The sequence below is a fragment of the Parvibacter caecicola genome (assembly GCF_003725335.1).
GTDB classification, from domain to species: Bacteria; Actinomycetota; Coriobacteriia; order Coriobacteriales; family Eggerthellaceae; genus Parvibacter; species Parvibacter caecicola.
In genome coordinates this window covers 1-17,306 of record NZ_QIBY01000008.1, presented here as the reverse complement: position 1 = coordinate 17,306, position 17,306 = coordinate 1, and the positions used below count along the sequence as shown (strand labels likewise).

Here is a 17,306-nt window from a genome sequence, read left to right as displayed (position 1 = left end):
TGGCCTGCGGGGCTATTTCTTCGCGAATCCATACCTCTTTCGCAGGGCCACCAAAAAGCCCACGGCCAGCAGGGCCGCCGCCAGTTCGCCCACTGAAACCGAAAGCCAGATGCCGTTGATGCCCCAGACCAGCGGCAGCAGGATTACCGCGCCGCACTCGAAAACCAGGGTGCGCATGAAGGCGATGACGGCTGAAACCACGCCATTATTCAAAGCGGTAAACAGGGCCGACAGGTAAATGGGCAGCCCCATGATGAGGAAGGCCAGCGCGTAGAGCTTGTAGGCGTGCACGGTGAAGTCTAGAAGCTCGGGGTCGTAGCTGACGAAGATGGCAGAGAGCGGCGCCGCCAGCCATTGAGCCGCCAGGAACATCGCCAGGCTGCTCGCGCCTATCAGCCCCAGGCTCTTCAACAGGATGCTGCGCATTTCGCCATGGTTGCCGGCGCCGAACTGGTAGCTCATCAGCGGCGACGACCCAACCGCGTAGCCCATGAAAACGGCGCCGAATATCATGGCGGTATAGCCGATGACGCTGTAGGCGGCCACGCCGTCTTCGCCGATGTAGGCCATCAGCTGGAAGTTGTACAGCATGGTCACCAGGCTCATGGCGATGTTGGACACCAACTCCGAGCAGCCGTTCAGGCACGCTTTGCCGATGGGGCGCCATTCGGGGCGCGTCCAGCGCAGCCGCAGGAAGCTGGAGTTGTGGCGCCGGGCGAAATACACCAGCGGAATGGCGCCGCCCACCACTTGCCCCAGGCCCGTGGCGATGGCGGTGCCGTCGATGCCCCAGCCCAGCACGCAGATGAACAGCCAGTCCAGCACCACGTTGGTAACGCCGCCGGCCACCACCACGAAGAAGCCGTAATGGGGCTTGCCTGCGGTGGAAAACAGCACTTCAAAAGCGAATTGCAACGCGAAAAACGGCAGCATCCCCAGCAGCCAGCGGCCGTACGAGACGGCGGAATCCAGCAGCGGGCCGTCGGCGCCGAACGCCTGCATGGCCGGCACGATGGCGGCCTGCCCCAGCGCTCCCAGCACCAGGGACACGGCGATGGTGAAGAAAACCAGCATGCTGAAGTAGCGGTTGGCCTGTTCGTCGTCGCCCTCGCCGCGGGTTTTCGCTATCAGGGCGCTGCCGCCGGTGCCGGTCATGAGGCCCACGGTAGCCAGGATCATGATGATGGGCCAAGCCAGGTTCACCGCGGCCAGCGCGGTCTTTCCTATGTAATTCGACACGAAAAAGCCGTCCACCACCGTGTAGAGGGAGGTGAAAATCATCATGCAAATGGTGGGGAAGGTGAATTTCAGCAGGGCGCTGAGCGTGAAGTGGCGGTTCATGTCTTGAGCCATGGGTAATCCTTTAGTTGCGTTGGGCGGAAGCCGCGAAGCGGTGCTTGCCTGACGGCTGGGCTTGCGGGCAGGGCGGTGTGGCGTGGATTGGGGGAAGCTGGCGTCTCGCCTATAGGGCGTCGAATCCCGCGCTGAGTGTTTCCAGGTATCGGGATAAGATTCGCGGCAGCTGTTGGAGCATCTCGGGGGGAAGGGCACGGGTGGCGGCGATTTCCGCCTGTACCAGAGGGGCAATTACGGCTTCGGCCTGCTGCCTGCCCTTTTCCGTGAGGAACACCCGCGACACGCGGCGGCTTTCGTTTTCGATGCGCACCAGGTCTTGCGTCGTGAGCCGCTTCAGGGCCGAGGCCAGCGTTTGCTTGGGCATGAGGCTGGTTTTGCAGAGCTCCAGCTGCCGTTGGCCATCCTGCTCGTAAAGGGCGTACAGAACGTTGAAGGCGCTGTCGGAGAGCCCCTTTTTCCGGGCAAATTCGTGATAGAGCTCAGTAAGTTCTTCGTTGAAGCGGTTGACCATGGCAATGCATTCGGTGGCAGTGCGGTTTTTTGCGGGGCTCGTCATCGCTGATCCTGATTCTAGCAAGGTGGTTTCTTGGTTTAGTACGAAAGCGTACTAGTGATAGTACGAAATCATACTGAATCTCGGTATGATTTCAGACCAAAACAGCAACCCTCACCATTTCGTCACATCAACATCTGGCGGTTGCGCGCTGAACTATACTGGCTGCGACAACCGCAGGCAGAAAGGAAGCGTGATGAGGGTGAGGGCTGGTGCCGATTATGCGGTAATGGCCGGATGTGGCTTTTCGGGCGATGGGGTGCTTGGCGGCGCGGTGGCTGTTGCGGTGCGGGGCGACCGGATTGTGTGGACAGGGCCGCCTGCAGCGCTCGCAGACGCGGTAGCATGGAGCGGGAAGGAACCCCGCGGCGTTTTCGAAGGTGCCAAAAATGCGATGGCTGGCGGGGCATCGTTGCCGGTGTTGGAATTCCCGGAGGGCTTTCTCATGCCCGGATTCCACGATGCGCATATCCATATGTTCCATACGGCGCTGTACCTCTCGCCTTTGGCGGAGCGCTACTGCGGCGAAAACGAGGCGGACGCGGTGGCGCGGCTGGCCCCGCTGGCGGCGCGGCGCCCCGAAGGCGGCTGGCTGCTCACCCAGGGGTGGCGCGACTACCTGTGGAACCCGCCCGTTGCGCCGACGAAGACATCGCTGGATGCCGCCTATCCCAACCGCCCGGTGGCCATGTATTCCGGCGATGCCCATACCCTGTGGCTCAATTCCTGCGCTCTGGAGCGGCTGGGTATCACGGAAAGCTCTGTGCCCCCCGCCGGCGGCAGCTACGACAAAGACGCCAGCGGCCGCCTCACCGGTATCGTGCGGGAAGCGGCGGCCATGCAGCTGATGCCCCGCATCGTGGCGGAGTTTTCCCCGGAAGAGCTGCTGGACGCCTATCGCGGCCTGTTCGCCAAACTGAACGCCGAAGGCATCACCAGCGTGTGTGACGTGTCCCTGATGGCGCTGCCAGGGCTGGATTTCGTGCGGGACGACCTGTACCAGCAGCTGCTGGACGCGGGACAGCTTACGGTGCGCACCCATTTGTTCCCTACATTGTTGGACGGCTCTGATCGCCTGGCTCAGCTGCAGCAACAGCTCAATCATCCGCTGCTGCAGGCGCAGGGCTACAAGCAGTTCTTCGACGGAGTTTCCAGTCAACATACCGCATGGGTGCATAGCCCCTACACTAACCCCCGCTTCCCCGGCGACAACGGGCGCCCCACGGTGGAGCCACAGGAAATGCGGCGGCTGCTGGCAAAGGCCCATGCGGAAGGTCAGCCGGTGCGCATCCACGCCATCGGCGATGAGGCCATTCACCGGCTGCTGGATTTTTTCGAAGAGGAAGCGGCGGCCGATGGCGCGCTTGCGAAACCCCGCAACACCATCGAGCATCTGGAAAACTTCCAGCCGGCCGACATGGGGCGGCTGGCTCGCTTGGGGGTGGTGGCATCGGTGCAGCCGCGCCATATCACGCTGGACCCCGGCGGCCCCGAGCGCGACCTGGGGCCGGCCCGGGTGCCCTACATGTGGCCTTTCCGCACCCTGCTGGACGAAGGGGCGACGCTGGCCTTCGGCACCGATTCCCCGGTTACCGCCACCAACCCATTGGATGCGGTGTACACCGCCGTCACCCGTCAGGACGCCGACACCCATCAGCCGGAAGGAGGCTGGCTGCCCGCCCAGTGCATTACGGCACAGGAGGCCTTGCGTGCCTACACGGTGGGCAGCGCCGCGGCGGCAAATCGCGGGCATGAGCTGGGCCGTTTGGCCCCCGGCTATCTGGCCGACTTCATCGTGCTGGACCGCAACGTGACCACGTGCGAGGCGGCCGACATCCAGAAAGCCTGTGTGCGGGCCACTTTTGTGGGAGGTCGGCGCGTGTTCTAGGGGATAATCGTCCAAACAGAAAGGATGGTTATGGAACCTGCAAGAAAAACACCCGCAGTGGCCCCTTCGGCCCATGTGGCTAAGAACGCCGTGGTAATTGGCGATGTGACCATTGGGGAAGAGTGCTGCATCCTGTTCAACGCGGTGCTGCGGGGCGACTGCGGCACCTATATCAGCTTAGGCGATCGCAGCAACGTGCAAGAGGGGGCGTGTCTGCACGTGAGCCCCAACGCTCCCACGGTGGTGGGTAGCGACGTGACCATCGGCCATGGGGCAGTGGTGCACGGTTGCACCATTGGCAACCGCACGCTGGTGGGCATGGGGGCCACAGTGCTGGACGGCGCGCAGGTGGGGGAGAGCTGCCTCATCGGCGCCGGTGCGCTGGTTACCGGCGGCGCCCGCATTCCCGACGGCATGTTGGTGATCGGCTCGCCGGCGAAGGCGGTGCGCCCCCTCACCGAGGCGGAGCGGGCGTCCTTGGCCGAGAATATCCGGGAGTATGTGGAAGTGGGTCAGCGCTTAGCGGCCGAGGGCTGGCTGCTCACCGGCGCCGTCCCCGCCCCCTGGCAGGAATAGCCGCCTAGCTCCGCCAAGCGGAATGTCCCGTGTGGCATGTGGGGGCGAATAGACTTGTTCGGAGGGTTGAAAATGGGAAAACGTAACGCGCTTTTGGCGATAGCCGCGGTTTGCGCCGTGCTGTACGGCGCGCTGCTGGTGAGTGTGGCCGCCAATGCGCTGTGGGTGGCGGCGTTCGACGGCGCTGTGCAAGGGGCGATATTCCCCCTGCGCAACCCGGCGATCACTCCCGCCATCGCCTTCGCTACGGAGCTTTCCGACACCATACCCTGCCTGATAGTGGCGACGGCCATGCTGGCGTACCTGCTGGTGCGGCGCCAACGACGGGCAGCCGGCTTGTACGTGGGCGCTTTGGTGGTGACGTATCTGCTGGTAGAGGGCACCAAGTTCGCGCTAAGCCGCCCGCGCCCCATCGGCATGAACCTCATTGAGTTTCCCTGGAACGCGTCGTTTCCCTCGGGCCACACTTTTGTAGCGGTGGTGGCAGTGGGCCTTGCCGTGTTCGTGCTTCTGAAGCTGCATCCCCGGTGGCCGCGCCCAGCCCGCACGGCCTTGGCGGTAGCGGCTGTACTGTGGGTGGCCTACATTGGTTTCACCCGCGTTTACCTGGGGGTCCATTGGCCCTCGGACGTGCTGGGCTCGTTGCTGCTTTGCGGAGGCGTGGCGCTGCCGGTAGCGGCCCTGCTGTGGCCCCGCGTGGTTGACCGGTCGTCGAGAAACGCTTCGAGCGAAAAGGTGGGCTAGCTCGTCAGGCGGCCGCAACGGTTTCGATTTTCCCCGCAGAGGGGCTGGCCGGCAAGGGGGCGCGGCCAAGAGCGCTATCCTTAGGAAACCATCTGCGAAAGGAGCGCGCCATGTACAAAGTGCACTGCTTGAACAACATTTCCGCCAAAGGGTTGGAGCTGTTGGACGAGAACTACCAGCTGACCGACAACGTTGAGGAAGCGGACGTCATCTTGGTGCGCTCAGCCAACATGCACGAGATGGATATCCCCGCGAACCTGAAAGCGGTGGCCCGCGCCGGCGCAGGCGTAAACAACATTCCCCTGGAGAAACTGGCGGAATCCGGCGTGGCGGTGTTCAACACTCCGGGCGCCAACGCCAATGCGGTGAAGGAGCTGGTGCTGGCGGGCATGTTGATGGCTTCCCGCGACATCATCGGCGGCGTGCAGTGGTGCCGCGACAATGCGGCCGACGAGAACATCGGCAAGGCGGCCGAGAAGGCCAAGAAGCAGTTTGCCGGCACCGAGATAACCGGCAAGACGCTGGGCGTGATCGGCCTGGGGGCCATCGGCAAGCTGGTGGCCCGGGCGGCCGAGGCGCTGGGCATGAAGGTGGTAGGCTACGACCCCTACAGCAGTGCAGAGAAGGCGGCGGAAATTTCGCCGAATCTGGTATATGTAGAAAATTTGGCCGACCTGTACCCGCAGGCGGATTTCGTCACCATCCATGTGCCGGCCACTCCGGCCACCAAGGGCATGGTGAGCGCCGAGGCTCTGGCCCAGATGAAAGACGATGTGGTGCTGCTGAACTTCGCCCGCGACACCCTGGTGGACGACGCCGCCCTGACGGCCGCCATGGAGGCGGGCCGCGTGCGCGCCTACGTGACCGACTTCGCCAACCCCGCCGTGATGCAGATGCCCCGTGCCATCGTCATCCCGCACCTGGGAGCTTCCACCGAGGAAGCAGAAGACAACTGCGCCATCATGGCAGTGCAAGAAGTAATGGCCTACCTGGCCGATGGTACGAAAACGCACTGTGTAAATATGTAAGAGCACCAGGCAACATCAACCGAAGTGCTACACGGGGCGGCCAGTTGGCCGCCCCTCTTTTATTGCGGGTAAAGGAGGGCGCAGCTACCCGAGAAGCCTGAGGATGGTTTCGGAGGCCAGGTTTGCGTGCACGCCGGCCGCCAGCACGAGGAACCGCAGGGCGCAGCCGCCTGCCAGGGCACCGCAGGCACCGGCAAGGGGCAGCCATCGCTTCGGCTGCGACTTGGTTGCGGCGTTCGCAGTGCCCTCGCCGTCTCCAGTGTCCGCTGCTGCGTCTCTTGCGCTTGGGGAAGCGGGCTTGCGCACCAGCCCGACAACGGCCACCGTCAGCGGTAGGGCCAGACCGGCCGCCACCAGCAGCACCCAGAACCAGCCGGCTAGCGGTCCTCCCACCAGCATTGCAGCAGAGGCCGCTGCCGTTGCTGCCGCAGCATCGGTGCCGCCGGCGAGCGCCGTGCCCAGGAACGCAGCTAGCACCACGGCCTCCAGCAGCACCAGCACCACTACGCAACGTTCCAAGAATCGTTTGGCGTCGGCCCCCAGTGGATCCTTGCGAGCTGCCACTACGGCCATCACCTCCACCAGAGCCACGCCGGTATCAAAGGCGGATACCGTAAATAAAAGCGGGAGCAGGGGCGTGTTCCAAAGCGGTACGCTGGCGGGTGCCATCAGCAGCATGCCGGTGTAAACTGCCACAAAGGCGCCTAGCACGATGCCGACTATAGCCAACCCGCTTCGCAGTCCGGTTTCATGGGCGGCCAGCCAGCCTCCGCGCTTGCGTACCGGCACCATGAGCTTTTCGGTGGCCAGCAAGGCGGATACGCCAAACACCACAATAGCTGCGAAGGCGCCCCATGCTCCGTAGGTCATCCAAGAGGTGAAATGCGAAAAGCTCTGCCACATCATCAGGCCGCGCGCCGGCGTAACCAGCTCGGACAGCAGCAGCAACAGGCCCACGGCCAAGCTGATAACCGCCGCCCACATGGAGGCGCAAATCACGCGGTTGTTGCCGGTGCGATCGCGCAGGTACAGCACTGCGGCGGTTAAAAACGCACCGCCGCCCATGCCGCCCAAAAACAGGTACAGCGCCGGTTGCCAACCCCAAATCGTTTGCATCACGACACCCCCTTTTCCGGTGCCAGCACCAAGCAGGATGGACGGTTCGCCTCGGCGATGGCCACGGCGGCGTCGCCAGCCGTTGCCTTCAACTGGCTTACGGGGCCAAACTCCAGGGCGCCAAACTTGCAGGCCTGCACGCAGTAGGGGTCTTCGCCGTCATCCAGCTCGGCGCTGCGACAGCCGTCGCACTTGTCCATGGCAACCTCGTTATAGGTGGGCACGCCATAAGGGCAGGCCTGGTAGCAGTATTTGCAGCCCATGCAACGCTGCTGGTCAACGCGCACTAATCCTCTCTCGTCCTTCCAGATGGCTCCGGCGGGGCATACGCTCATGCAGCTGGGTTCGGCGCAGTGCATGCACGAGGTGGAGGCGAAAAACGTCCGCCCCCGAGTGCGCGTGTAGGACTCAACGTGGCGCCGGTCTTCAGTGGAATCGGAAAGGCGGTTACCCTTTCGGCAGGCCTCTACGCAGCGGCCGCAGCCAGAGCAGCGGGTGAGGGCCACTAAAAACCCGTATTGTTCGACCGGCCCGCCAGCGATAGTACCCGCCGCGTCATCCGCGTGGGCCCGGCCTGTCAGCCCCCATGCACCTCCTAGGGCCACCGTGCCCGCGCCAGCTGCCGAAGCGCATAGCAGGGAGCGGCGCGTTATGTTCTTGTGTTCCATATCAACTCGCTTTCACAATTGAAGCAGTGCGCAGGCCTATTCCTCCACCTCGAACACCATGCTCGAAGCCAGGGGAGACACGGTGCCGTCGTCGGTGACCGCCCGTACATCCAGCTTGAAAATGCCTTCGGCCTCGGTAACGTAATCGAAGTGCCAATATACCCAGCTGTCGGTGCCGGAGGCGGTGGTATCGAAGGCGGTCCAGGTTTCGCCGCCGTCAAGCGAGAACTCCACGGCAGTTACCTGGTTGCCGCAGTCATCGGCATAGCCCTCGAAGGAAATCATGTCTCCCACCTTAAAAGTGCCGTTTACCGTGTTCAGGATATTCACCTTTGCCCGGTATTCCGCATCGGGGCCCTCAACGGGGGGCAGCTCGTCGGAAACCGAAAGCTCGATGTCGGTAACGGCGCGGGTGAAGTATTTGGCTACTGTGTCGGGAATCCATACCTGCAGCCGCTCGCCTTCGGGCAGCTGTTGGCCGTCAATCTGATACACCAGCAGCGCTTCCTTTTCCGTCACATAGGAAAGCGGAAGCGGAAGCCCGTAGCCGTCCTTGTCCTTGAATGTGATGGTGTTCGCCTCGGGCGACACGCCCGCCAGTTCCACCATGTCGGACACTTTGACGCCGGTGACATTGGCCATGGACAGCGCTGGGCTCATGCCGCAGGAGCAGCGCATATTCTGCTGCTGCTTCTCGTCCATGTTTGCAAGTTCGGCCAGGCTGACGGTGTGCACCTTGTCTACCATTCCGCCCACGTTCAGGTAATACTCCTCGTAGGCCACCTTGTCGAAGGCGTAGCCGGGTTTGGCGCACATTGAGGTAACGGCGGTGCCGAACAGGTTGAACACCTCATCGGCAGGGGTAAGGGTGTCTTGGGTGAAGGAGAAGCTGCCCGACACGTTGGCAATCTTCTGGTAGTCCACGGCATTGCGCGTGATGGCGCCGTTGGCGCATGCCGGCGCATCGGCGCCCCATTGCTGGGCAAGTGCCGGCGTGATGGCGCCTATTCCGCCAAGCACCAGGCTGGCGCCCATGGTGCAGCTGAAAATCTTGACTCCCGTTGCGTGTTTCATGTTATGCCTCCAGGTTGCTCTTGGCGGTAACCATTACTTTTTGGGGCTCTTCGCTTACCAGGCCGGTTTCGGTAATCCCGCGAGCCATTAGCACATAGCTGCCGTCGCTTTCCGGCGTCCAGGTAAAGTGCCAGTACACCCATTGGCGGGGGTCGGTCTGGCCTAGGTCGAAGGTGGTCCAGGTTTTGCCGTTGTCCATGGAAAACTCGATGGTGGTTACAGCTTCATCGAAGGCATCGGCGTAGCCTTCAAAGGTGAAGGGCTTGCCGGTTTCGATGATCTTGCCCTCGGGGACCTTCAGCACGGTGACGTTGGGTTTGTTCATGTAGGGGCCCGTGCCGTAGTTGTTGAAGCCGCATTCCAGTACGGCGGCCCAGTCTTTGTCCTCGTCGGTGAGGATGTAGCCTCGGCATTGCTTAATGTTGCCCTGGGCATCGCAAGCCTCAACCCAGTTGATGCAGGGGGCGCCCTGACTGGGGGTCAGGCGCTTGCCATCGATTTTGTACACCAAATACACGTTGGCGAATTTGTTCTCCGCAACGCCGCGAGTGCTGTGGTGCACATCGTTGTGGAACTCCTGGCGATCGAAGATAACGCCGGTAAAGCCGTCCTGAGCGCCTCCGGCTTTCTCCAGCAGCCAGGTGAACGGAATGCCGGTGATTTCCACTTGGCCGATTCCGGCAGCACCAGGCATGTTGTCCAGGCACTCCATCTTGGAAAGCTTGGTCACGGTAACGCCGGCGCTCTCGGCTTCCTTGATCAGGTCGCCCAGTTTGGCGGTGAAGGGTTTGTTCACCAGGCCGCTCATGTTGATTTCCCAGTTCTCTACCACATCGAGGGGCATCTCCAGATTCAGCCTGTTCTTGCCCATGATTTTGATCAAATGGTCGTAATCGGAATGCACCCAGTCGTAGGTGAACAGCTCTTCTCCAGGCACTGTGGTGTCCTGGTCGAAAACAAAGTCGCCTTGAACGTCCTCAACCTTCACCACGCCGTCCATGTGGTCGTATTTTACTTGGTCCCACAACTCGATGCCCTGGCCGCCCTCGGTCATGTTGTGACAGCTCATGCATTGGCCGCCGCGTTCCTCGAAGGTGGTGCGTACGCGCTCGCCATAGTGCACTGCATGCATGAGAGTGCCCATTTCGTAGCCATCGTCTTCGCTGTGGCATAGCATGCACTGGTCGACGGTGATCCAAGGCTGCAGATAGTCGTTCCATACTGTCAGATGGGTGTACTCCATATTTCGCAGCGTGTCGGCCAGGTCTTCGTGACAGGCGTTGCAGCCGCGGTTGTCTGCATCAAGGAAGTAGTTGTTGTAAGAAGTGCCTCCCCAATAGGGCTTGCTCCAGTGGTAGCACTCGTATTCGCTGGGGGTGCGCTGCACCTTGGTGCCGTCCTTCAGCGTGCGAATCTCCGGCGCGTACTCCTTATTGATTTCGTTTTGACGGGCGTTCACCTCTTCCAAATAGGCTTCTGCTTCGGCAAGGGAATTTTCGTACACTGGCTCGTCCGGCGCCGCCTGTTCCTGTGGCGCGCTTTGGGCACAGCCGGCCGCAATCATAGAGGCCGCTGTGACGGTAATCGCCGCAAGCATCAGTTTCCCTTTTGCTCCCCTTCCTCGTTCCATACCTTCCCCTTTCTTCTTATGGGTTTGTCGCGGCGACGCCCTCCTTCGTTTTGTCGCCTGAACCCATCTTTCCTTCCGTTGGCCAGTTTTCCAATCAACGAAACGGGGTGAAATTTGCAAATGCCCATGTCAGCCGCATAGCCCGGTTTGGGGGATGCATTTTCATTTGCAATGGCTTCGGATAAAATGCTTTTGCTAAGTCATGGGGGAGGGCTATTTTGCATTGGGGGAGGAGGCTGCCGGTGCGTCGTTCGTCTGCTTCGATGGGAAGCTCCGTATTTGTGGCGATCGGGCTTATGCTGGTGTATGTATGGTCATCGCTTTCCGACCATACTTTCAGCCTGAGGGATTCCCTTCCCCAGTTGCTTGGCGTGAACCCCCGTGCTTTTTTCCTGGTGGGCATTTTCGTTCTCAGTGTGGCTTACATGGTTCTGCCGCGGACGGCAAAGGGGAAAGTGGCCCACCTCGCGGTGCTCATGCCGGTAGTGGGTTCCGTTGGCACCGCCTGCATAGCGATGGCGCCTTTCCAGGTATTGTTTTCTCCGGGCGCCCTGTGCGCTGCAGGGTTGGTTGCGCTGGGGTTCAGCTATTGCTGGTTCGTGGTGCGATACGGCCTCCTGTTTGTGGGGGACGGATCGGTGGGCCGCATTGCTTACTGCATAGCGGCGGCGCTTATCATGGAGCCGGTTGTACGGGTGGGGCTGGAATCCACCTTCGACCAGTCGACGCTTACCGCCATTGCGGTGGCACTGCCGCTGGTGTCGGCGGGGTTGCTCTACGGCGCGCAGCGTTTGGTGGAGCGGGCCCAATCGTCAGTGCCGGTGGCAGACGGCGAAGGGACGGAAGGGGCCGGTCCGGCCGCGGCGGGTTCTGCCGTTGCGGAGGCATCGCTTTCCCTGCGAAGCCTTCTTGCCCGTGGTAGGGCAGCGGCCTTGGCTGGGCCCTCCGATGGGGCTGGGGCCGCCCGCCTGCGAGCGGCACGGGCGAGAACCGTGATGCTGCTGGCCACGGCATTGTTGCTGGCCACGGTGCGCACTCTGAGCCCCGTGGGTACCTGGGATTCTCCGTTTGACCCCACGCCGATGACCTCTTCTGCGGGGTTGGTGCTGCTCTACGCTGTATGCGTGGCCCTGTTCGCCCGGTTTGCCGTGGTGGATACCGAGGGCGCCTCTGCTCTCAAGCGCTTTCAGCCGGCGTTTTTGCTGGTGGTGCTTACCGAGCTCACCTCCATTGTGCTCCTGTACACCCAAGGGCCCCAGTCCGCCATTCTGTACACTTCCATGTGCTTGAACGATTCGTTTGCCCACATCCTGTTTTGGGCAACGGTGTTTTGCGTTGTGCGGAGCGTGCGCATGGCCCCGCACCATCTGGCGGGGTTGGCGCTGGCGGCCTATGCGGCAAGCTCCATCGCATGGTTAGTGCTCATAGGCGAGGCCGAGATGCTGGAGACAGTGGCTTCGGTGGCGGCCATCACCATTCTCTACATTCTTACTATTGTGGCGGTGAAGACAGGGGAGGGGCGCCGCCCCGCCGCCGAGCAGCCCGCGGAAGACGCCGTTCAGGCGCCAACAGTCGAGGCGGAATTAGCGCCGGCGGCTACCGACCGTTTGGGGGAGAGCATCGAGGGGCGCTGCCTTGAAATTGCCCGCGAAAAAGGGCTCTCGCCGCGTGAAACCGATGTTATGGTGTTGCTTGCCCAGGGCCGCACCCGTCTCTACATCCAGGAAGAGCTGTTCATTGCCGAGAACACAGTGAAGACCCACATCGCCCATATTTACAAAAAGCTCGGCGTGAGCAACAGGCAAGAGCTGTTGGACCTGGTGTACCAAAAGAACGAAATGGGTGATTCGGCGTAGCGGTGCGCCCCGGGTATTTCCTTTGCCAAAAAATCTCGCCGCGCTTTTAGGAACAGGGGTTGCGGTGGCGTTTGCGGTGCCATAATGGCAAAGGTCTTTTCGCGCGGGGCGAGGGGGCCGCTATGTAAGGAGGCCTCATGAAGGAAACCAAGCCCGTGCCCACTATGGGAGCAAAGGACGCTCCCGACGCCGTATACGACGCGCGCACTCAAGGGACGCCCAAGATGGCCCTGTTCGGGCTGCAGCACATGTTCGCCATGTTCGGCGCTACCATTTTGGTGCCCACCCTTACGGGTCTATCGGTTTCCGCTACATTACTGTTTGCCGGCCTCGGCACGTTTTTGTTCCACCTGCTGAGCAAGGGGAAGGTGCCGGCGTTTCTGGGAAGCTCCTTCGCCTTCATCGCCGGTTACGCTGCTATCGCCCCTAACGGCGAGGCGGAGCTTTTGCCCTACGCCTGTCTGGGCGTAGCCTGTTCAGGGCTTCTGTACCTGTTGCTGTCGCTGTGCTTCAAGGTGTTCGGCCCGAAGCGCGTGATGCGCTTCTTCCCACCGGTGGTCACGGGCCCCATCGTTATCTGCATCGGCCTCATTCTGGCCTCGTCCGCCATTGCCAACTGCCAAACCAACTGGCTGGTGGCCATTGTGGCCATCGCCATCATCGTCGTTTGCAACATCTGGGGTCGTGGCATGATCCGCATTATCCCCATTCTGCTGGGCGTCATCGGGGCCTACGTTGTGGCGGCGCTGGTGGGCGAAGTTGATTGGCAACCGGTGGCGGATGCCGCTTGGGTGGGCCTGCCGGTGCTGTGGGACAACACGGTGTTCTCCATCTTCGGTGCCCAGTTCGATGCCGGCCTGGCCATCACCGCCATCATCACCATCATGCCGCTGGCCTTCGCCACCATCATCGAGCACATCGGCGATATGTCGGCCATCAGCTCTACCTGCAATCGCAACTACATCGCCGAGCCGGGCCTGCACCGCACGCTTCTGGGCGATGGCCTGGCTACCATGCTGGCTTCGCTGTTCGGCGCCCCTGCCAACACCACCTACGGCGAAAACACCGGCGTGTTGGCCCTTACCCGCGTATTCGACCCCCGCGTGGTGCGCCTTGCCGCCCTGTTCGCCATCGTGTTCTCGTTCTGCCCGAAGTTCGCGGCAGTCATCTCCTGCATGCCCGCGTGCGTCATCGGCGGCGTGTCGCTGGTGCTCTACGGCATGATTTCGGCGGTGGGCATCCGCAACTTGGTGGAGAACCACGTAGACTTCATGCGCAGCCGCAATGTGCTGGTGGCGGCCATCATTCTGGTACTGTCGCTGGGCATTGCCTACAGCGCCGATGGCGCCATCACCTTCATGGTGGGGGCTGTCACCATTTCGCTTTCCGGTTTGGCGGTGGGTTCGCTGGTGGGCATCTTGCTGAATATGGCGCTGCCCAACGAAGAGCCCTACTGGGACGGCGGGCTGGCGGCGCAGGCGGAAGCGGACGACATCGGCCTGCCACTGGAAGCGGAAGTGACCAACCTGCCGCTGGATTAGCCGGGCGTGGCTGGCGAAATTAAGCGCAAACGGCTAATATCGTTCCTTGCCGATTTGCAGGAGGAAAGGAAAACAATGAAGAAGCAACTTTTGAGCGTTGCGGTTTGCGGCGCTATGGCGCTGGCCATGTTCGGCTGTTCTCAGGCGCCCAACCCGAAAGCGGAGGGCGACGCCCCGGCTCAACAGGAGCAGCCGGCCGCCGCTGAGAAGAGCCCGGAAGAGCTGAAGTCCGAACTGGTGGACCTCATCAATGGCCAGGCGACGAACGTGACCGTGGACACCTCCACCGACACCACCGTTTCGGCCCAGGGCCAAAGCTTCACGCAGTCGATGGACATTCTGGCCATGGTGGACAACGCCGATGGCTACAAGGGCTATGCCAAGATCACCGCCCCTGGTACCGAGATGGACGGCATGGAAACCTTCATGGACGGCAGCAAGGCCGTGGTGCGCCTGGGCGACCAGACGGTGGACATCAGCGATGAGATGGCCGACGAACTGGACGACTCCATGGGTGTGGACAACGAGAAGGCCATTGCCATCGTGAATGCTGCGAAGGAGATTTCGGTTTCCGAGTCGAACGGCCAGAAAACCTACACCGTAGTGACCGATGGCGCTTCTGCTGCTGGCGTTGACTTCGACGGTGTTGACTCGGTGGGCGATATCGATGCCACCTATGTGTTCGACAGCTCTGATCAGCTGGTGAAGAACACCATGTCGGTGGAGGGCACCACTACCACCCAGGGCCAGGAGGTTACCGTGAAGGTGGACGTGACTGCCGACTACTCCGACTATGGCACCACCCAGGTTCCGGCCGTGCCTGAGGCGTAAGCCTTAAAATCCAGCGCATTCAGCCGCGGTTGAATTGAGCGGGCCCTTCGGGGCCCGTTTTTTGCGCCTGGGGACGGGGACGTCCATTCAACGCCTAAGCTACAGGTGATGTCAAGACTTCCATTGCCATTGCGGTTGGCTATACTGAAATCAGACCTCGTCCCCACCACATTTACGCGATGGACCGACGTATTACAACGAGGGAGCTCAAGATAGCTGGCGGAACGGAGATTCGTGTCCGTTGATACGAAAGCCGGGAAGCAAGCTGCGAGCACCCACCTTTTGAGGTGGGTTCATCCTTCTGGTGGCGGATGGGGTTATTTATTCCGGCAGCCCGCCTCGGCACGCTGCCGGTTTCTTTTTATACACCTGAAAAACTATTGCCTAATCAACTAGATATTGTGCTAGTATTCGTATGCGCTAACTACATATGGATATTTTACCGCTAACAAGGAGGCCATGATGGAAACTAAGACCGTTGAAGGCGTGAAGATTACCCTGAACTACGCCCATAGCACCGATGCTCCGGTGTCGGATGAGGAAATTGCGGCATACCTGAAGCGCGCCTACGAGAAGTTCCCCCACGGGCACCTGGAGTCGCTGACGCTGGATGTGGACGGCGAAGAGGTGGGTATCCATTACGGCCTGGCCCCGCAGCAGTTCGACCGAATCCGTCGCATTACGGGCTACCTAGTGGGCACGCTGGATCGCTTTAACGATGCTAAGCGCAGCGAAGAACACGACCGCGTGAAGCACAGCATCCGCTGCGGCTGCTAAGTTATTTCGCCTGAAACCAAGAAGGCTCCCCGCGCGGGGAGCCTTCTTTCGTGTCGGGGAGATGGCGCTATTTGGTGGGCAGAGCGGCGCGGACGGCTTCGGCGCACACGATGGCGGCCAGCGCCTTGCACACGTCAACTGCCAGGAAGGGCGCGGCGCACACCGCGAAGGCGCCCATGAAGTCTACCTGGTACAGTGCCATATACTGCAGGCAGCCACATGCGTCGATGATGCAAATGAGCACCAGCATGGCTGCAATTTCCCAGCCGGCCGAGCGCAGCACCTGCTTCCAGCGGGCACCGGCAACCGCCTCCTTCGGCCCGCTGATTTTCCGGCCGAAAGCCACAATGGCGCAGGCGGCAATGCCGCCCACCAGGTAACCCCACAAAAAGCCGCCGGTGGGGCCCATCAGCTTCGCAATGCCGCCGGCAAACCCGGAGAACACCGGCAGCCCGATGGCTCCCAGCAGCAGATATCCAGCAATGGCGGCTACAGCTTCCTTGGGCTTCAGCGCCAGAACGGTGAAGGATATGGCGAAGTTCTGCAAGGTGAAGGGAACCGGACCCAGGGGCACGGTGACCATGGCGCAGGCGGCCGTCAGGGCGATGGCGATGGCAACGAACACGATGGATCGCACGCGGCTTTGGGTGGCGGATGCGGGGATAACGTTTTCCATGGGGCATTCCTTTCTTGCAGAGGAAACGAAGTCATTGAGTCTACCAGAGCGCTGGGCAATACCGACTACAAATCTGCCCAGCGTAGAGGTTGTTTTTGCTCAAAGGTTAGAGAAAGAGGCAGGCGCAGACGCACCCAGCCAGTCCCGCTATTGCTACCAGGGCGTTCGCCGGTGTGAAGGGGTTGCTGGCAAGGCGCGTGCGCGGGCCGGGGGCGCCGTAGCACCGCGCTTCCATGCTGGTGGCAAGCACTTCGCCCCGGCGGAACATCCCCACTAACACCGGCACCAGCGTGTCGCCCCAGGCCTTGATGGCGGCCAACGCCCCCGCATCGAAGGCGGCGCCGCGGCTGTACTGGGCGCGCCGCACCGCTTCCATTTGCTGGGCAACAAGGGGAATGAATCGCAGCGCAAGGCTGAGGGTGAGGGCAACGTCGTCAACGGGCGCCCCCAGCTTCCGCAGCGGATGCAGAAAACTGGCGAAGGCCTCCATCAGCTGGTTGGAAGCGGTGGAGTAGGTTACCGCCAGGCTTGCCCACGCCAGCAGCAGAATGCGGGCGCCCACCATGAGGGCGGCGAGCATCCGCTGTGCGTCAAACCCCGGGTTCCCCCCGCCGCCATTTAAGCAATTGAGCACTACCGTGACGGCTACTAGTACGTACAGGGGCACAAGCGGCGCCAGCAAGGGGCGCACGGGTAGGCGGCCGAGGGCCACGGTTGCCACTAACGCGGCCGCCGCCAGCCCCAGCCCCGCCCAGGTGTTCAAGAAGAACAGCGAGATGGAATAGGCCAAAAGCAGCACCAGCTTCACCCGCGCGTCGAGCGCATGGAGGGGCGATTGCCGGGGAATATATGTGGTGGGGGCCGAGAAGCTCATGGACAAATTATATCGTGAGGCAGAAGGGGGGTGGCAGGGGGACGTACGCTTTTGACACGCTTCAACGTGTCAAAAGCGTACGTCCCCCTGCCACCCCCCTTCTGCCTTCCCCTGTCTC

16 protein-coding genes are annotated in these 17,306 nt (G+C 61.7%); 8 read left to right on the top strand and 8 right to left on the bottom strand.

Going from position 1 to position 17,306, the window contains the following annotated elements:
- Positions 1–12: 12 nt before the first annotated feature.
- Both DMP11_RS05995 and DMP11_RS05990 read right to left on the bottom strand, forming a co-directional pair.
- Positions 13–1,353: an MATE family efflux transporter gene (locus DMP11_RS05995; RefSeq protein WP_123185604.1), complete on the bottom strand. Its 1,341-nt coding sequence runs from the start codon at positions 1,351–1,353 to the stop codon at positions 13–15.
- A gap of 109 nt (positions 1,354–1,462) precedes the next feature.
- Positions 1,463–1,912: a MarR family winged helix-turn-helix transcriptional regulator gene (locus DMP11_RS05990; RefSeq protein WP_123185603.1), complete on the bottom strand. Its 450-nt coding sequence runs from the start codon at positions 1,910–1,912 to the stop codon at positions 1,463–1,465.
- A gap of 391 nt (positions 1,913–2,303) precedes the next feature.
- Between DMP11_RS05990 and DMP11_RS05985 the strand changes: the two genes are divergently transcribed.
- The 4 genes from DMP11_RS05985 to DMP11_RS05970 all read left to right on the top strand — a co-directional run bounded on the left by DMP11_RS05985 (position 2,304) and on the right by DMP11_RS05970 (position 6,145).
- Positions 2,304–3,797, top strand: a complete 1,494-nt coding sequence (locus tag DMP11_RS05985; protein WP_214647074.1) for an amidohydrolase — start codon at positions 2,304–2,306, stop codon at positions 3,795–3,797.
- Between the two features lie 30 nt (positions 3,798–3,827).
- Positions 3,828–4,373: a gamma carbonic anhydrase family protein gene (locus tag DMP11_RS05980; RefSeq protein WP_170155478.1), complete on the top strand. Its 546-nt coding sequence runs from the start codon at positions 3,828–3,830 to the stop codon at positions 4,371–4,373.
- A 72-nt stretch (positions 4,374–4,445) separates the two neighbouring features.
- On the top strand, positions 4,446–5,117 hold the full coding sequence (locus DMP11_RS05975) for a phosphatase PAP2 family protein (protein WP_161555308.1): 672 nt from the start codon (positions 4,446–4,448) through the stop codon (positions 5,115–5,117).
- Between the two features lie 110 nt (positions 5,118–5,227).
- A complete protein-coding gene (locus tag DMP11_RS05970; RefSeq protein ID WP_123185600.1) occupies positions 5,228–6,145 on the top strand; it encodes a 3-phosphoglycerate dehydrogenase in 918 nt (305 codons plus the stop codon).
- An 84-nt stretch (positions 6,146–6,229) separates the two neighbouring features.
- Here the strand turns inward: DMP11_RS05970 and nrfD are convergent, their stop codons facing one another.
- From nrfD to DMP11_RS05950, 4 genes are read right to left on the bottom strand one after another with little or no spacing between them, the layout of a single operon-like run.
- The gene (gene nrfD, locus DMP11_RS05965) at positions 6,230–7,261 is read right to left on the bottom strand and encodes an NrfD/PsrC family molybdoenzyme membrane anchor subunit (RefSeq protein ID WP_123185599.1); all 1,032 of its coding nucleotides are present in this window, start codon (positions 7,259–7,261) and stop codon (positions 6,230–6,232) included.
- Positions 7,261–7,929 carry a 4Fe-4S dicluster domain-containing protein gene (locus DMP11_RS05960; RefSeq protein WP_123185598.1) on the bottom strand — a complete coding sequence of 223 codons (669 nt, stop codon included), beginning with the start codon at positions 7,927–7,929 and terminating at the stop codon, positions 7,261–7,263. Before DMP11_RS05960 ends, nrfD begins: the two co-directional genes overlap by 1 nt.
- Positions 7,930–7,965: 36 nt before the next feature.
- A complete protein-coding gene (locus DMP11_RS05955; protein WP_123185597.1) occupies positions 7,966–9,003 on the bottom strand; it encodes a molybdopterin-dependent oxidoreductase in 1,038 nt (345 codons plus the stop codon).
- Between the two features lies 1 nt (position 9,004).
- Positions 9,005–10,600, bottom strand: coding sequence for a molybdopterin-dependent oxidoreductase (locus tag DMP11_RS05950; RefSeq protein WP_214647076.1), 1,596 nt, complete (start codon positions 10,598–10,600; stop codon positions 9,005–9,007).
- 275 nt (positions 10,601–10,875) lie between these two features.
- Here DMP11_RS05950 and DMP11_RS05945 point away from each other — a divergent pair, with 275 nt between their 5' ends.
- From DMP11_RS05945 to nrdD, 4 genes are all read left to right on the top strand, one after another.
- Entirely contained in the window at positions 10,876–12,489 is a 1,614-nt protein-coding gene (locus tag DMP11_RS05945; protein ID WP_148041099.1) for a helix-turn-helix transcriptional regulator, read from the top strand.
- A 137-nt stretch (positions 12,490–12,626) separates the two neighbouring features.
- Entirely contained in the window at positions 12,627–14,030 is a 1,404-nt protein-coding gene (locus DMP11_RS05940; protein WP_123185594.1) for a uracil-xanthine permease family protein, read from the top strand.
- A gap of 75 nt (positions 14,031–14,105) precedes the next feature.
- Positions 14,106–14,861 carry a hypothetical protein gene (locus DMP11_RS05935; RefSeq protein WP_123185593.1) on the top strand — a complete coding sequence of 252 codons (756 nt, stop codon included), beginning with the start codon at positions 14,106–14,108 and terminating at the stop codon, positions 14,859–14,861.
- 459 nt (positions 14,862–15,320) lie between these two features.
- On the top strand, positions 15,321–15,638 hold the full coding sequence (gene nrdD / locus DMP11_RS05930) for an anaerobic ribonucleoside-triphosphate reductase (protein WP_211329075.1): 318 nt from the start codon (positions 15,321–15,323) through the stop codon (positions 15,636–15,638).
- A gap of 67 nt (positions 15,639–15,705) precedes the next feature.
- Here nrdD and DMP11_RS05925 read toward each other — a convergent pair whose 3' ends face one another.
- Both DMP11_RS05925 and DMP11_RS05920 read right to left on the bottom strand, forming a co-directional pair.
- Entirely contained in the window at positions 15,706–16,314 is a 609-nt protein-coding gene (locus tag DMP11_RS05925) for a biotin transporter BioY (RefSeq protein ID WP_123185591.1), read from the bottom strand.
- Positions 16,315–16,420: 106 nt separating this feature from the next.
- Complete coding sequence (locus DMP11_RS05920) at positions 16,421–17,188, bottom strand: energy-coupling factor transporter transmembrane component T family protein (RefSeq protein ID WP_123185590.1); 768 nt, start codon at positions 17,186–17,188, stop codon at positions 16,421–16,423.
- Positions 17,189–17,306 lie beyond the last annotated feature (118 nt).

What these genes read in the sequence shown, in the direction of transcription:
- DMP11_RS05995 (WP_123185604.1), bottom strand. Translation starts at nt 1,353, where the DNA reads ATGGCTCAAGACATGAACCGCCACTTCACGCTCAGCGCCCTGCTGAAA.
- DMP11_RS05990 (WP_123185603.1), bottom strand. Translation starts at nt 1,912, where the DNA reads ATGACGAGCCCCGCAAAAAACCGCACTGCCACCGAATGCATTGCCATG.
- DMP11_RS05985 (WP_214647074.1), top strand. Translation starts at nt 2,304, where the DNA reads ATGGCTGGCGGGGCATCGTTGCCGGTGTTGGAATTCCCGGAGGGCTTT.
- DMP11_RS05980 (WP_170155478.1), top strand. Translation starts at nt 3,828, where the DNA reads ATGGAACCTGCAAGAAAAACACCCGCAGTGGCCCCTTCGGCCCATGTG.
- DMP11_RS05975 (WP_161555308.1), top strand. Translation starts at nt 4,446, where the DNA reads ATGGGAAAACGTAACGCGCTTTTGGCGATAGCCGCGGTTTGCGCCGTG.
- DMP11_RS05970 (WP_123185600.1), top strand. Translation starts at nt 5,228, where the DNA reads ATGTACAAAGTGCACTGCTTGAACAACATTTCCGCCAAAGGGTTGGAG.
- nrfD (WP_123185599.1), bottom strand. Translation starts at nt 7,261, where the DNA reads ATGCAAACGATTTGGGGTTGGCAACCGGCGCTGTACCTGTTTTTGGGC.
- DMP11_RS05960 (WP_123185598.1), bottom strand. Translation starts at nt 7,929, where the DNA reads ATGGAACACAAGAACATAACGCGCCGCTCCCTGCTATGCGCTTCGGCA.
- DMP11_RS05955 (WP_123185597.1), bottom strand. Translation starts at nt 9,003, where the DNA reads ATGAAACACGCAACGGGAGTCAAGATTTTCAGCTGCACCATGGGCGCC.
- DMP11_RS05950 (WP_214647076.1), bottom strand. Translation starts at nt 10,600, where the DNA reads ATGCTTGCGGCGATTACCGTCACAGCGGCCTCTATGATTGCGGCCGGC.
- DMP11_RS05940 (WP_123185594.1), top strand. Translation starts at nt 12,627, where the DNA reads ATGAAGGAAACCAAGCCCGTGCCCACTATGGGAGCAAAGGACGCTCCC.
- DMP11_RS05935 (WP_123185593.1), top strand. Translation starts at nt 14,106, where the DNA reads ATGAAGAAGCAACTTTTGAGCGTTGCGGTTTGCGGCGCTATGGCGCTG.
- nrdD (WP_211329075.1), top strand. Translation starts at nt 15,321, where the DNA reads ATGATGGAAACTAAGACCGTTGAAGGCGTGAAGATTACCCTGAACTAC.
- DMP11_RS05925 (WP_123185591.1), bottom strand. Translation starts at nt 16,314, where the DNA reads ATGGAAAACGTTATCCCCGCATCCGCCACCCAAAGCCGCGTGCGATCC.
- DMP11_RS05920 (WP_123185590.1), bottom strand. Translation starts at nt 17,188, where the DNA reads ATGAGCTTCTCGGCCCCCACCACATATATTCCCCGGCAATCGCCCCTC.